The following is a 12021-nucleotide window of genomic DNA, read 5'->3' as shown; positions in this document are numbered from 1 at the left end:
CACGATACGCGACAAAAACCACGCGCCCATTCACTGCATAGAAGTACGATTTAACGCATGAATATTCAAACGATCCGCTACGATCACCCCGACGCCCTCAAACTCGACGAGGAAGTGCAGGCGGAGTACGCCGTGCGCTACGGCGAGGGCGATCTCACGCCCATGGACGCGGCCCATTTCGACCCGCCGCACGGCCTCTACCTCATGGCCTACGACCCCGACGGCACCCCGGTCGCCACCGGCGGCTGGCGCAGCCAGGAGCGGAGCGACGAGGGCTACGAGGACGGGGACGCCGAGATCAAGCGGATGTTCGTGGTCCGCGCGGCGCGCGGCCGGGGGCTGGCCCGGCGGATCCTCGCGGCGCTGGAGGACAGCGCGCGGGAGGCGGGGCGGGTGCGGATGGTCCTGGAGACCGGAACCGAGCAGCCCGAGGCCATAGAGCTGTACACCTCGTCCGGCTACACACCGGTGCCGAAGTTCGGGCTCTACCGCTTCGAGGAGATGAGCCGCTGCTACGCCAAGCTCCTTACGGCCGCGCCCGTGGAGCCCTCCGTGAGCCCATCTGCAGAGCCATCCGCGAAGCCATCCGTAAGGCCATGACGAGGGGCCCGCTCCGGATCCGGAGCGGGCCCCTTACGTCTGCCGTGCGTCTGCGGGCCGATCAGCCCTGACCGGCGTACTTCTTGCTGATGGCCTCGAACACGCCCTTCGCCTCGGACCCCAGATGCGGACCGGCGAGCCAGGTGTGTCCGTAAGAGCCGATCGAACTGTTGGACACCAGCACCGTCTTGCCGTCGTTGTTGACGAACCAGCCGCCGCCCGAGGTGCCGCCGGTCATCGAGCAGCCGATCCGGTACATCGTCGGCGAGGTCGGCGAGAACGACAGTCGGCCCGGCCTGCTGGTGCAGTTGAACATCTTCGCCCCGTCGTAGGGCGGGGCCTGCGGATAGCCGTACGCGCCGATCGAGCTCACCCGGTCCGCCGACGGCGCCCCGAACCACACCGGCACCGAGGCCCCGACCGTCTCCTGCAGCGACTTGCCACCGCCGCCCTCGGGCTTCACATGCAGCACCGCGAAGTCGTACGCCGACCCCACCCCGCCCGTCTTACCGCCGTTCGCGATCCACTCGGACGAGGTCTGCGACCAGTCCGCCCACCACACGCCGTAGGGGCTGACCTCGTTCTGGGCCGCCGTCTGGGTCTGCTCGGCCCCCAGTCCGTTGTCGTTGTACGAGGGCACGAAGACGATGTTGCGCATCCAGCCGCCCTGCTTACCGGAGTGCACACAGTGGCCCGCGGTCCACACCAGGTTGGACTTCCCCGGATGCGCCGGGTCGTCGACGACCGTGCCGGAGCACACCATCGGCCCCTCGGGGCTGTCGAAGAACACCTTCCCGACCGGCGCCATGTTCTGGTGGTACGGCCGCGAGACCTGCTTGGCCGGCACGGCGGGCGGCTCGGGGTCGGTGGCCGCCTGGTCCTGGCCGGCGCTCTGCGTGGAAACGGTGGTCGACGAGTCCTTCGCCTTGGCCATCCGGGACGGCTGCCAGAAGTCCTTGATCATCGGATTGGCGAATTCCGACGCCTTGCGGGCCCACTTGTCCCAGTCCTTCCAGCCGCCCTCCTTCCACTTCTTCAGGTCGTCCAGACTCGTCGGGACGCCTTCCGGCAGCTTGATCCCGTCCTTGGCCTGCTGCCCGGCGGACGCGGCCGAGGAGTCCGATGTGGAAGCCGCCTCGTCGTCACCGGGCCCGCAGGCGGAAGCGGAGACCACCAGCAGCGCGGTCATGGCCGCGGCCGCCACGGTGGAACGGCGTATGAGTGGCATGGAGCCTTATCCCCCTGTTGTGGTGCAGTTGTCGTGCTGTGCTGTGTCGCGTCTGCCTTACGGCGTTTTCACGCCACGAAGCCACTGGACAGGGCATCTACTATGCCCGCGCCCCTGGCCAGCGCCATCACCTGTCCCCCGGCCCGCACCAAACACGAACGCGGTCAGCACGATTCCATGACATCGCCGACCCCCGGTGCCCACCCGACTGGATCAGGTGCGGTGGCGGCGGAGAGAGACCTCCATAGGCTTGATCGCATAGGACGTCGGGCCTTCTGTCCCAGGGGTCTGCTGCGCCGCGACGCTTTCGAAGGAGACACGCCATGCCCGCTTCTCCTCAGGGTTCCCGACGCTCGGAGACCGACGCCGCCGGGTTCACGGCCTCGCCGCAGTTCGCCCAGGCGCTGCAGCAGATCGTGGTGGACCTCGTCGAACTGCACCTCCAGGGAAAGCAGGCCCACTGGAACCTGGTCGGCCACAACTTCCGGGACCTGCATCTGCAACTGGATCAGATCGTGGACGACGCCCGGGAGTCGGCCGACACCATCGCCGAGCGCATGCGCGCTCTCGCCACCGTGCCGGACGGCCGCTCCGACACCGTCGCGGCGACCACCACGCTCCCCGCGTTCCCGGCGGGAGAGGTGAACGTGAGCACCGTGGTCGACCTCGTCACCACGCGCCTGCGCACCACCGTCGACACCCTGCGCACCCACCACGACCAGATCGACAACGAGGACCCCGCCACGGCCGACCTGTTGCACGCGATCATCGATTCCCTGGAGAAGCACGCCTGGATGGTCAGCGCGGAAAACCGATCCGCCTGATCCCACTCCCCGCAAGCTCCCGCCGGATCTCCCCGGCGGGGGCTTCTTTGAGGCTCAGCTCACTCGGGGTCTTTGATGTCGTCGCCGGGCAGGAGTTCCTGCGTTGTTGCACCGCACCTGAAGGTCTTCGGCGGCACTGGCCGACCCGGTCGGCAGGACCGCGAGGGAGAGTCCCGCGCGTAGTCGGAAGTATTCGCTGTACTTCGCTGCTGTGCTTCGCTGCTGTACGGCACGAAAAAGCCCCCGCCGAATTTCCCCGGCGGGGGCTTTGAGCTGCTGTGGACCTGAGGGGATTTGAACCCCTGACCCCCTCGATGCGAACGAGGTGCGCTACCAGTCTGCGCCACAGGCCCTTGCAACGAGTGAAACTCTAGCATCCCCTCCGGGGTGCTTGGTAATCCGTTCCTCGCTGGTCAGTGAAGGGCCCGTCACTCGTTGGCAGCACGCGGCCGGTCCTCGTCGGCGTACTGGTCGAAGAGGGGAGTGCGGCCGCGGTCGCGGGCGCCGCGGGGCGGGGTGGCGGCCGGGTCCGGGGCCGGGGCGGGGCTCTGGGCGGCGGTGGGGTCGACGGTGCTGGAGCGGGCGGAGCTCCAGGCATCGGGGGCGGCCAGGTCGACGCTGCCGGTGGCGCGCGGGGCGACAGGGGCGGTGACGTAGGTGGGCAGCGGGACGGGCACCGGCTCCCAGCCCGCCCCGGCGGCCGGGCCTCGCTCGCGCTCGCGCTCCTGGTCCACCCACTCGGCGTGATCGGTCTGCTCGACCAGCGCGCGGCGCCCGGCCGCGTGCCGCGAGGGCACCGGTGCGGGGGCGGGCTCCCCCTCGGGCGGCGCGGGAGGGCCCGCGGGGTCGTCGCCGGCGGTCCGGCTCTCGGCGGGCGGATGGGCCCGGGGGCGGCGCTCCCGCAGCCGCTGGGCGGCCTGCTCGGCGTGGCGCTGGTCCATGGTGAACGCGAAGCGGCGGCGCTCCTGGGCACGGAGGTAGGCGATATAGGCGCTCAGCAGTATGGCCGGGATGCCTGGGGCCCACAGGAAGGCCAGGCCACCGACGGCGGCGACGATCGCGCCGAGGGTGAAGGCGAGGAAGAGCATCACGGTGGTGCGGCGGCGGCGCGCGAGCACTCGCGCGCGCCGTCCACGGTCCAGCGCGCTCCAGCCTCCGCTGCCGCCCGCGCCTCCCGTGCCGCCCGCGCCGCGCGCACCGCCCGCTGCCCCGGCCGCCGGTGCCGACGCGGCCTCGGTGGGGGCTTCGGCGGCCGCGGGAGCGGGGGCGCGCAGGGTTACGGGGTCGGCGAAGGCCCGGACGTCGACCGCGTCGGTCACCGCGTCCGGGTCGGTCACGTAGCGCCCCTGCCCGGCCGCGGGGGCGCCGCCTGCGGCGGGGGCGTCCGCGTCCTCGGCGGTGCGCTCCGCGGGGTCGTCCGCCTGGTCCCCGGGGCGCTCGAGGTCCGCGCGGCTCTTGGCGTAACGGCGCTCCATGCCCGCCCGTCCGGACAGCAGCCGGATGGCGGTGCTGAAGCGTTCCGTCGGACGGGCCTCATTGAGCTCGTCCTGCCTACGAAGCCACATCGGCACCAAATAGGCGGCCCAGGCCCCGACGATGACTGCGTAGATGAGGCCACTGCTGCTCACGCTCACACGGTAGAGGGGTCCGCATGAGGCCATCTGCCAATTGGCGCGGTGTGTCGCACGATCTGGCTGATATCTCGAAAGTTTTTTGTGATTGATGAGATGACCAGGCTGGAAATGTTCTCCCGTTATTCGAACAGGTATTTTATTTCTGCGACGCGCCTGGCCGGGTCCGGTGCCACCGGCTCAGCAGTCCCTCGGACAGTTCCTCCACCGTGAGGGCGTAGACCAGATGATCCCGCCATGCACCGTCGATGTGGAGATAGCGCGGCCGCAGTCCCTCCTGGCGGAATCCGAGTTTCTCCACCACCCGGCGGCTGGGCAGGTTCTCGGGCCGGATGCAGACCTCGACGCGGTGCAGTCCGACGACGCGGAAGCAATGGTCGACGGCGAGCGCGACCGCGGTCGGCATCACTCCGCGCCCGGCCACCGCCTGGTCGATCCAATAGCCGACATGGCCCGAGCACATCGACCCCCAGGTGATCCCGGCGACCGTCAACTGCCCGGCCAGCCGCCCCTGGTACTCGATGATGAACGGCAGCATCCGCCCGGCGTGCGCCTCCGCCCGCAGATGGCGGACCATCTGCCGGTAGGTGGGCCGGTGGGTGACGGGGCCGCCCGGCGGGGGCGGCGGGATGGTCGCCTCCCAGCGCCGCAGCCACTCCCGGTTGCGCTGGTTGACCTCGCGCCAGGCGCGCTGGTCGCGCAGCTTTATGGGGCGGAGGACGGTGTCGCCGTCCGCCAGTGCGACCGGCCAGGGGGCGTTCAGCGCGCGCTCCCGTCCGGCCCCGCGGAATCGGCGGGGTCGGCGGGTCTGCGGTGGTCCCCGCCGTGGATCTGGTCGACCGCGTGGGCCAGGAGGCGGCCGAGCACCTTAAGGCCGTCACGTACCCCTCCGGTGGAGCCGGGCAGATTGACGACCAGGGTGGTGCCGGCGACCCCGGCGAGCCCCCGGGAGAGCGCGGCGGTGGGCACCTTGGCGAGCCCCTCGGCGCGGATGGCCTCCGCGATGCCGGGGATCTCGTAGTCCAGGACGGCGCGGGTGGCCTCGGGGGTGCGGTCGGTGGGGGTGAGACCGGTGCCGCCGGTGGTCACCACGACGTCGTACGAGGCGGCCACGGCGTCCCGCAGGGCAGCCTCCACCGGATCGCCGTCGGGCACCACGCGCGGGCCGTCCACGGCGAAGCCGAGGGCGGCCAGCCCCTCGGCGATCAGCGGGCCCCCGGTGTCGGCGTAGACCCCGGCGGCGGCGCGGTTGGAGGCGGTGACGACCAGCGCGCGGCGGTGTGGCGCCGCTGAGCCACTCATGTCCGGCTCCAGTCACCGGACTTGCCGCCCGTCTTCTCCTCCACCCGGACGTCGGTGATGACGGCGCCCTTGTCGACGGCCTTGACCATGTCGATCACCGTCAGGGCGGCGACCGAGACCGCCGTCAGGGCCTCCATCTCCACGCCCGTGCGGTCCGTGGTCTTCACAGTGGCGGTGATCTCGACGGCGTCGTCGGCGACCGCGAGGTCCACCGTGACGCCCGACACCGCGAGCGGATGGCACAGCGGGATCAGGTCCGGGGTCCGCTTGGCGCCCATGATGCCCGCGATCCGGGCGGTGGCGAGGGCGTCGCCCTTGGGAAGGCCCTCGCCGCGCAGCAGTTCCACGACGCGCGGCGCGACGCGTACGCGGCCGCTCGCCCGGGCGGTGCGCGCGGTGACGTCCTTGGCCGAGACGTCGACCATACGGGCCGCGCCCGACGAGTCGAGGTGGGTGAGATGGTCCTGGGCGCTGCTCATCGTTCTCCCGGTCCGGGCCAGGTGGCTCCTGTGTGGGACGACACCGTACCCGCCGCTGGTGGCGGCTAGGCCAGCAGGACGACGTCCACCTCGGCGCCGGGGGCGACCTCGGTGGCGTCCTCGGGGACGACGATCAGCGCGTTGGCGTGTGCCATGGCCTTGATCAGGTGCGATCCCGCGCCGCCCACCGGGCTGACGGTGGCCGGGCCGTCGATCGTGGCCGGCTCGTACCAGCCGCGCAGGAACTGGCGTCTGTCCTTGGGCGAGGAGGTGACGCCCTCGGGGCAGACCGCCTGCACAGTGGTGCGGTGGATGTCGGTGCCGCCCAGCATGGTGCGGATGACGGGGCGCACGAAGAGTTCGAAGGAGACGTACGAACTCACCGGGTTGCCGGGCAGGGCGATCAGCGGGGTGTCCTCCGGGCCGACGCGGCCGAAGCCCTGGGGCTTGCCGGGCTGCATGGCCAGCTTGCGGAAGTGGACCTCGTGCATCGCCTCCTTGACCACGTCGTACGCGCCGACGCTGACCCCGCCGCTGGTGACGACGACATCGGCGCGGACCAGCTGGTCCTCGACGGCGGCGCGCAGTGTCGCCGCGTCGTCGGCCACCGCGCCCACCCGGTAGGCGATCGCGCCGGCCTCCCGGGCGGCGGCGGTGAGCTGGAAGCTGTTGGAGTCGTGGATCCGGCCGGGGCCCACTTCCTCGCCGGGCTGGACCAGCTCGCTGCCGGTGGAGAGCACGACCACCCGCGGCCGGGGCCGCACCTTCACGGTGGCGCGGCCGAGCGCGGCCAGCAGCCCGATCTGCGGGGCGCCCAGGACCGTGCCGGCGCGCAGCGCGAGCTCGCCCGCGTCCGCGTCGCTGCCCCGGAGGCGCACGTGCTGGCCCTCCTTCACCGAGCGGAAGACGCGCACCCTGCCGCTTCCGCCGTGGGGGTCCGAGCCGCGCGCGGGCATATGGGTGACCGGCCCGCTGTCGAGGCCGCCGTCGGTCCACTCGACGGGGACGACGGCCTGGCCGCCGGGCGGCGTCGGGGCGCCGGTCATGATCCGGGCCGCCTCGCCCGGGCCCACGGCGGGCAGGTCACTGCTGCCCGCCGCGATGTCGCCGACGACGGTCAGCACCGCGGGATGGTCCTCGGTCGCGGCCGCGACGTCAGCCGTACGGACGGCATAACCGTCCATGGAGCTGTTGTCGAACGGCGGAAGCGCGCCGGGGACGGTGACGTCCTCCACCAGGACGCAGCCCTGGGCTTCGAGCAACTGCAGCTCGATGGGCTCCAACGGGTGGACATGCCCGAGGATGTCGTCGAGGTGCTCGGCCACCGTCCAGACCCGGCCCTGGTCCGGGCCGTGATCGGCGGCCCGCTCTGCGGTGCTGCTCAAGGTGCTACATCTCCTCGGTGACGTAACTGCGAAGCCATTCCCGGAACTCCGGGCCCAGGTCCTCACGTTCGCACGCGAGTCTGACAATGGCACGCAGATAGTCGCCACGGTCGCCTGTGTCGTAGCGGCGTCCCTTGAAGACGACGCCATGCACCGGGCCGCCGAGGTCCGGACTGGAGGCTAGCGCCTGCAGGGCGTCGGTGAGCTGGATCTCGCCACCTCGGCCCGGCTCGGTCCTGCGCAGCACCCCGAAGACGGCCGGGTCGAGCACATAGCGGCCGATGACGGCGAAGTTGCTGGGCGCGTCCGCGGGGTCGGGCTTCTCGACCAGGCCGGTGACCTGCACGACGTCGTCGTCCACGGTCGGCTTGACCGCCGCGCAGCCGTAGAGGTGGATCTGTGCCGGGTCCACCTCCATCAGGGCGATGACGCTGCCCCCGTGCCGCTCCTGGACGTCGACCATGCGGGCCAGAAGCGGGTCGCGGGCATCGATGAGGTCGTCGCCGAGGAGGACGGCAAAAGGCTGGTCACCTACGTGCGGGGCGGCACAGAGCACGGCGTGGCCGAGACCCCTGGGGTCTCCCTGGCGGACGTAGTGCATGGTCGCAAGGTCGCTGGACTCCTGGACGCGGGCGAGTCGGGTCTCGTCGCCCTTGCGGGTCAGTGCCTCTTCGAGCTCGTAGTTGCGGTCGAAGTGGTCTTCCAGGGGTCGCTTGTTGCGACCGGTGACCATGAGGACGTCGGACAGTCCGGCGGTGACGGCTTCCTCGACGACGTACTGGATCGCCGGCTTGTCGACGACCGGCAGCATCTCCTTGGGGGTGGCCTTGGTGGCCGGAAGAAAGCGGGTTCCGAGCCCCGCGGCAGGGATGACAGCCTTGCTGATCCGAGTACGCGATTGAGTCATGTTCCGAACCCTATCCGGTCCCTTTGGGACAAATGATGAGTATTCGGTGAATATGGCATGAGACAGGGAGTTTGCACACCCAGTGATCAACTTTGACGGTAGTAAGCGCGCATTGCGGAGACGTCACCTGACGATGAGGTCCAGGTTGACGGCGGATGACATCGAGAAGGCCGGCGCCGCTCTGGCGTGTCGTGCCCTGGAGCTTCCCGAGATCGCCGGGGCGGCCACGGTGGCGGCCTATGTGTCCGTGGGGAGCGAGCCCGGCACGCACGCCCTCAGGGAGGCCCTGCGCGCCCGCGGAGTGCGGGTGCTGCTCCCGGTGCTGCTCGAGGACGACGATCTCGACTGGGGCGAGGACGAGGGGCGGGAGCGGCTGGCGCCCGCCCGGCGCGGCCTGCTGGAGCCCGAGGGGCCGCGGCTCGGCCCCGAGGCGGTGATCCGGGCGGACGTGGTGCTGCTGCCCGGGCTCGCGGTGGACCGGCGCGGGATGCGGCTGGGCCGCGGCGGCGGCTCGTACGACCGGGTGCTGGCCCGGCTGGCGGCCGCGGGGGCTGATCCGGCGCTGGTGGTGCTGCTGTACGACGGTGAACTGCTGGAGGAGGTGCCCGAGGAGGGCCACGACCGCCCGGTGCACGCGGCGGTGACCCCGTCGGGCCTCCACCGCTTCACGCCGCGGCCCCGCTGAAGGCGCCCGGAGGCGTCTCCCGGCGGGGCCGCGAGGGTCGGCTGGCCCGGGGACCGACCGGGAGCGGAAACGCCCCTCAGACGGCCGCCGGGCCCTTCGGAGTCCCGTGCGGGGCCCCGACGTCACTACGGGGTGAGCGCCAGCTCGTCCTCCGTCGACTTGTCCACGGCACTCTTGTTGAACGCCCAGGGCAGCAGCTCGCCCTTCGCCCACTTCTCGGTCTGGTCCGTGTAGTGCGCGTTGTAGGCGTGGCCTGAGGCACCAGTGAGGTTGATCCAGCGCGACTTGTCGAGGTTGTCGAGGTTGACGACCATCCGCATCGACGGGACCCAGGTGACGTCGTAGCCGCCCGCCGCGTTCCAGCCGGTGGCGTTGACCGCCGCCTCGCCGCCGGAAAGGTTCCAGGGGCCGCGGTTGAGGAGCCACTGCACCACGCCGGGGCCATCGGTGCCCAGGGTCTGGTTCTCCAGCGTCAGCCGGTGCAGCCGGCCCCAGCTCCAGCTGTTGATGTCCTTGCCCAGCTTGGCGGTGAGCTCGGAGCGCGCGGCCCGCATGGCCTGCCCGAGCAGCTCGTCACGGTTGGTGGCGCCGGGCTTGTTGCGGGTGCCCGCCGTCTTCCACCAGCTGTTCTTCGGATCCTTGATGATGTCGCGCACGACCTCGTACCAGCGGTCGCCGCCGTCCGGCTGGGCCATGTCGGCGTCACGCTTACCGCATTCGCGCACCAGCCGGGCGTTGCCGTTCAGGTCCTCCAGCGGGCCCGAGTCGTCGGCCGGGCGCACCTTCAGGCACTCCCCCTTGACCCGCAGCTCCTTGGGGAGCTTGTCGCCGAAGGCCAGCTTGAGGGTGTTGCGCCAGACGGCGTTGAAGTACGCGGCGGCCGCCGAGTCGGAGTCCTGGGTGTAGTCCCAGCTCTCCAGCAGCTTCTGCGCCTGCCGTACGTAGTCGTCCTTGACGTCGACCTTCAGCAGATAGGGCGTCAGCACCTTGGCGATCTCGCTGCTGTTGTCCATCTGCAGGGACTGCATGTCGTCCGTGGAGATCTTCCCGCCGTCCTTGGTCTTCGACTCGATGAGGTCGGTGATGCGCTGGCTTCGCGCGCCGTACCCCCAGTCGTCGGTCAGCAGGTACGGGTAGTCCTTCTTGTCCACGACGGCCTGGTTGGCGGTGACGATATAGCCGCGATCGGGGTTGAGCTCCCAGGGCAGCGCCGACTGCGGAATGTACTTGCTCCACTTGTAGCGCGAGTCCCAGCCGGGCGCCGGATAGCGGCCGTCACCCTTGGAGCGCACCGGGATCTGGCCGGGCGCCTGATAGCCGATGTTGCCCTTGGTGTCGGCGTAGATGAGGTTCTGGGAGGGGACCGCGAAGTCGCGGGCCGCCTTACGGAAGTCGCTGAAGTTCTTCGCGGTGTTCAGCTTGAAGACCGCGTCCATGGTGTTGGACGGGGTGAGCGCGGTCCACTTCAGCGCCACCGCGTAGCCGTCGCCGCGGTCGGGGGCCACATCATCGGCGCCGCTGCCCACCGGGGCGTCCTTGCCGACGGAGGTGAGCTCGTCATCGCGGTCGGAGACGATCGGGCCGTTGTTGGTGGTGCGGACGGTGATCGTCCGGCTCTTGCCGCCCGCGACCTTGATGGTCTCCTCGCGGGTGGTGAACGGGAGCTGCTTGCCGTCGTAGAGATAGCCGTTGTCGGTGACCTTCTCCAGGTACAGGTCGCTGACGTCGGCGCCCAGGTTGGTCATGCCCCAGCTGATGTCCTGGTTGTGACCTATGACCACGCCGGGCAGACCGGCGAAGGTGAAGCCCGCCGCGTCGTACGGACAGGCGCTGGTGACCTGCTTGCAGTGCAGCCCCATCTGGTACCAGACGGACGGCAGCTGGGGCGCCAGGTGCGGGTCGTTGGCGAGCAGCGGCTTGCCGGTGGTCGTGTACTTGCCGGAGACGACCCACGAGTTGGAGCCGATACCGGTCCCGTTCGGGCCGAGCAGCGCCGGGACGTCGTCCAGGGTCCTGGAGAGCGAGGAGAGCTGGCTCTGCAGCCCCTGGCCGGCTCCGGTGGCCCCTCCGTCCGCCGTGCCGCCCGTACCGCTCGTGGAGCCCGCCGGGGTGGCCTTGGGGTCGAACTCGTCCGTCAGCTCGCTGACGCCGCCGCCCTGGACGATCGGCTTGTTCCGGCTGTACGGGTAGGACGGATAGAGCTCATCTATCTGCTTGGCGCTGAGCCTGCTGGAGGCCAGGGCGCGGTCCACCTCGTCCTGCATATTGCCGCGCAGGTCCCAGGCCATCGCCTTGAGCCAGGCCAGCGAGTCGACCGGGGTCCACTTCTCGGGCTTGTAGCCGTCGTTCTTGAAGTCCAGGGCCGCGTACTCGACGGACAGCGCATCGCCCTGGTGGTCCTTGAGATAGGCGTTGACGCCGTCGGAGTAGGCCCGCAGATACTTCTTGGTGGCGGGCGACACCTTGGTGTCGTACTCCTGCTTGGCCACCCGGTGCCAGCCCATGGTGCGCAGGAACGCGTCGGTCTCCACCTGGCCGGAACCGAACATCTCCGACAGCCGCCCGGCCGTCATATGGCGGCGGACATCCATCTCCCAGAAGCGGTCCTGGGCCTGGACGAACCCCTGGGCCCGGAAGAGGTCCTCGGAGGTACCGGCGTAGATCTGAGGTATCCCATAGCCGTCACGTTTGACCTGAACGGGGCCGGACAACCCCTTCAGCTGCAGCGATCCCGTGGTCTCCGGGAATGAGGCACGAACTGTACTGATGCTCCAGTACGCGCCGTAGCCGACGCCCCCGACGAGCAGCAGCACGACTGCGATCACGATCAGGCGGAGACGTCGGCTCTTCTTCTTTTTGGGAGAAGAGCCGGTTGTGTTGGCGGGCATCGCTGTCCTTCGAGGGGCAGGGTGAACCTGGAGTGCTGGAGCAACCATAGGCGCAGCGCTGTCGCCGCCCCTACGCGGAGTCATGACTGACG

The 12021-nt window shown here is 70.3% G+C and carries 11 protein-coding genes and 1 tRNA gene; 3 read left to right on the top strand and 9 right to left on the bottom strand.

Annotation, left to right across the window (positions count from 1 at the left end; translation table 11 throughout):
- The first annotated feature begins 57 nt into the window (after nucleotides 1-57).
- The gene (locus AS97_RS27850; protein ID WP_059144766.1) at nucleotides 58-600 is read left to right on the top strand and encodes a GNAT family N-acetyltransferase; all 543 of its coding nucleotides are present in this window, start codon (nucleotides 58-60) and stop codon (nucleotides 598-600) included.
- Nucleotides 601-661: 61 nt separating this feature from the next.
- Here the strand turns inward: AS97_RS27850 and AS97_RS27845 are convergent, their stop codons facing one another.
- Nucleotides 662-1828: a hypothetical protein gene (locus AS97_RS27845; protein WP_086710556.1), complete on the bottom strand. Its 1167-nt coding sequence runs from the start codon at nucleotides 1826-1828 to the stop codon at nucleotides 662-664.
- Between the two features lie 323 nt (nucleotides 1829-2151).
- On the opposite strand from AS97_RS27845, the gene AS97_RS27840 reads away from it, so the two are divergent.
- The gene (locus AS97_RS27840; RefSeq protein ID WP_059148782.1) at nucleotides 2152-2652 is read left to right on the top strand and encodes a DNA starvation/stationary phase protection protein; all 501 of its coding nucleotides are present in this window, start codon (nucleotides 2152-2154) and stop codon (nucleotides 2650-2652) included.
- Between the two features lie 279 nt (nucleotides 2653-2931).
- On the opposite strand, the gene AS97_RS27835 is transcribed toward AS97_RS27840, so the two are convergent.
- From AS97_RS27835 to galU, 7 genes are all read right to left on the bottom strand, one after another.
- Nucleotides 2932-3005 (bottom strand) — tRNA-Ala (locus AS97_RS27835).
- 75 nt (nucleotides 3006-3080) lie between these two features.
- Nucleotides 3081-4280: a gephyrin-like molybdotransferase receptor GlpR gene (glpR, locus tag AS97_RS27830; RefSeq protein ID WP_247204513.1), complete on the bottom strand. Its 1200-nt coding sequence runs from the start codon at nucleotides 4278-4280 to the stop codon at nucleotides 3081-3083.
- A gap of 142 nt (nucleotides 4281-4422) precedes the next feature.
- Nucleotides 4423-5046, bottom strand: a complete 624-nt coding sequence (locus AS97_RS27825) for a GNAT family protein (RefSeq protein ID WP_059148783.1) — start codon at nucleotides 5044-5046, stop codon at nucleotides 4423-4425.
- Nucleotides 5043-5585: a MogA/MoaB family molybdenum cofactor biosynthesis protein gene (locus AS97_RS27820; RefSeq protein ID WP_086710794.1), complete on the bottom strand. Its 543-nt coding sequence runs from the start codon at nucleotides 5583-5585 to the stop codon at nucleotides 5043-5045. Before AS97_RS27820 ends, AS97_RS27825 begins: the two co-directional genes overlap by 4 nt.
- Nucleotides 5582-6064, bottom strand: coding sequence for a cyclic pyranopterin monophosphate synthase MoaC (moaC, locus tag AS97_RS27815; protein ID WP_059148785.1), 483 nt, complete (start codon nucleotides 6062-6064; stop codon nucleotides 5582-5584). Before moaC ends, AS97_RS27820 begins: the two co-directional genes overlap by 4 nt.
- A 65-nt stretch (nucleotides 6065-6129) precedes the next feature.
- Nucleotides 6130-7449 carry a gephyrin-like molybdotransferase Glp gene (gene glp, locus AS97_RS27810; RefSeq protein ID WP_210565849.1) on the bottom strand — a complete coding sequence of 440 codons (1320 nt, stop codon included), beginning with the start codon at nucleotides 7447-7449 and terminating at the stop codon, nucleotides 6130-6132.
- Between the two features lie 4 nt (nucleotides 7450-7453).
- Complete coding sequence (galU, locus tag AS97_RS27805) at nucleotides 7454-8356, bottom strand: UTP--glucose-1-phosphate uridylyltransferase GalU (protein WP_059148787.1); 903 nt, start codon at nucleotides 8354-8356, stop codon at nucleotides 7454-7456.
- An 85-nt stretch (nucleotides 8357-8441) separates the two neighbouring features.
- Between galU and AS97_RS27800 the strand changes: the two genes are divergently transcribed.
- Nucleotides 8442-9041, top strand: a complete 600-nt coding sequence (locus AS97_RS27800; RefSeq protein ID WP_282615728.1) for a 5-formyltetrahydrofolate cyclo-ligase — start codon at nucleotides 8442-8444, stop codon at nucleotides 9039-9041.
- A gap of 125 nt (nucleotides 9042-9166) precedes the next feature.
- On the opposite strand, the gene AS97_RS27795 is transcribed toward AS97_RS27800, so the two are convergent.
- Nucleotides 9167-11929, bottom strand: a complete 2763-nt coding sequence (locus tag AS97_RS27795; RefSeq protein WP_059148788.1) for a penicillin acylase family protein — start codon at nucleotides 11927-11929, stop codon at nucleotides 9167-9169.
- Nucleotides 11930-12021 lie beyond the last annotated feature (92 nt).

The sequence above is a fragment of the Streptomyces sp. AgN23 genome (assembly GCF_001598115.1).
In the GTDB taxonomy this organism is placed as follows: Bacteria; Actinomycetota; Actinomycetes; order Streptomycetales; family Streptomycetaceae; genus Streptomyces; species Streptomyces antimycoticus.
This window is presented reverse-complemented; position numbering and strand designations above follow the sequence as displayed.

What these genes read in the sequence shown, in the direction of transcription:
- moaC (WP_059148785.1), bottom strand. Translation starts at nt 6,064, where the DNA reads ATGAGCAGCGCCCAGGACCATCTCACCCACCTCGACTCGTCGGGCGCG.
- AS97_RS27820 (WP_086710794.1), bottom strand. Translation starts at nt 5,585, where the DNA reads ATGAGTGGCTCAGCGGCGCCACACCGCCGCGCGCTGGTCGTCACCGCC.
- galU (WP_059148787.1), bottom strand. Translation starts at nt 8,356, where the DNA reads ATGACTCAATCGCGTACTCGGATCAGCAAGGCTGTCATCCCTGCCGCG.
- AS97_RS27840 (WP_059148782.1), top strand. Translation starts at nt 2,152, where the DNA reads ATGCCCGCTTCTCCTCAGGGTTCCCGACGCTCGGAGACCGACGCCGCC.
- AS97_RS27850 (WP_059144766.1), top strand. Translation starts at nt 58, where the DNA reads ATGAATATTCAAACGATCCGCTACGATCACCCCGACGCCCTCAAACTC.
- AS97_RS27845 (WP_086710556.1), bottom strand. Translation starts at nt 1,828, where the DNA reads ATGCCACTCATACGCCGTTCCACCGTGGCGGCCGCGGCCATGACCGCG.
- AS97_RS27795 (WP_059148788.1), bottom strand. Translation starts at nt 11,929, where the DNA reads ATGCCCGCCAACACAACCGGCTCTTCTCCCAAAAAGAAGAAGAGCCGA.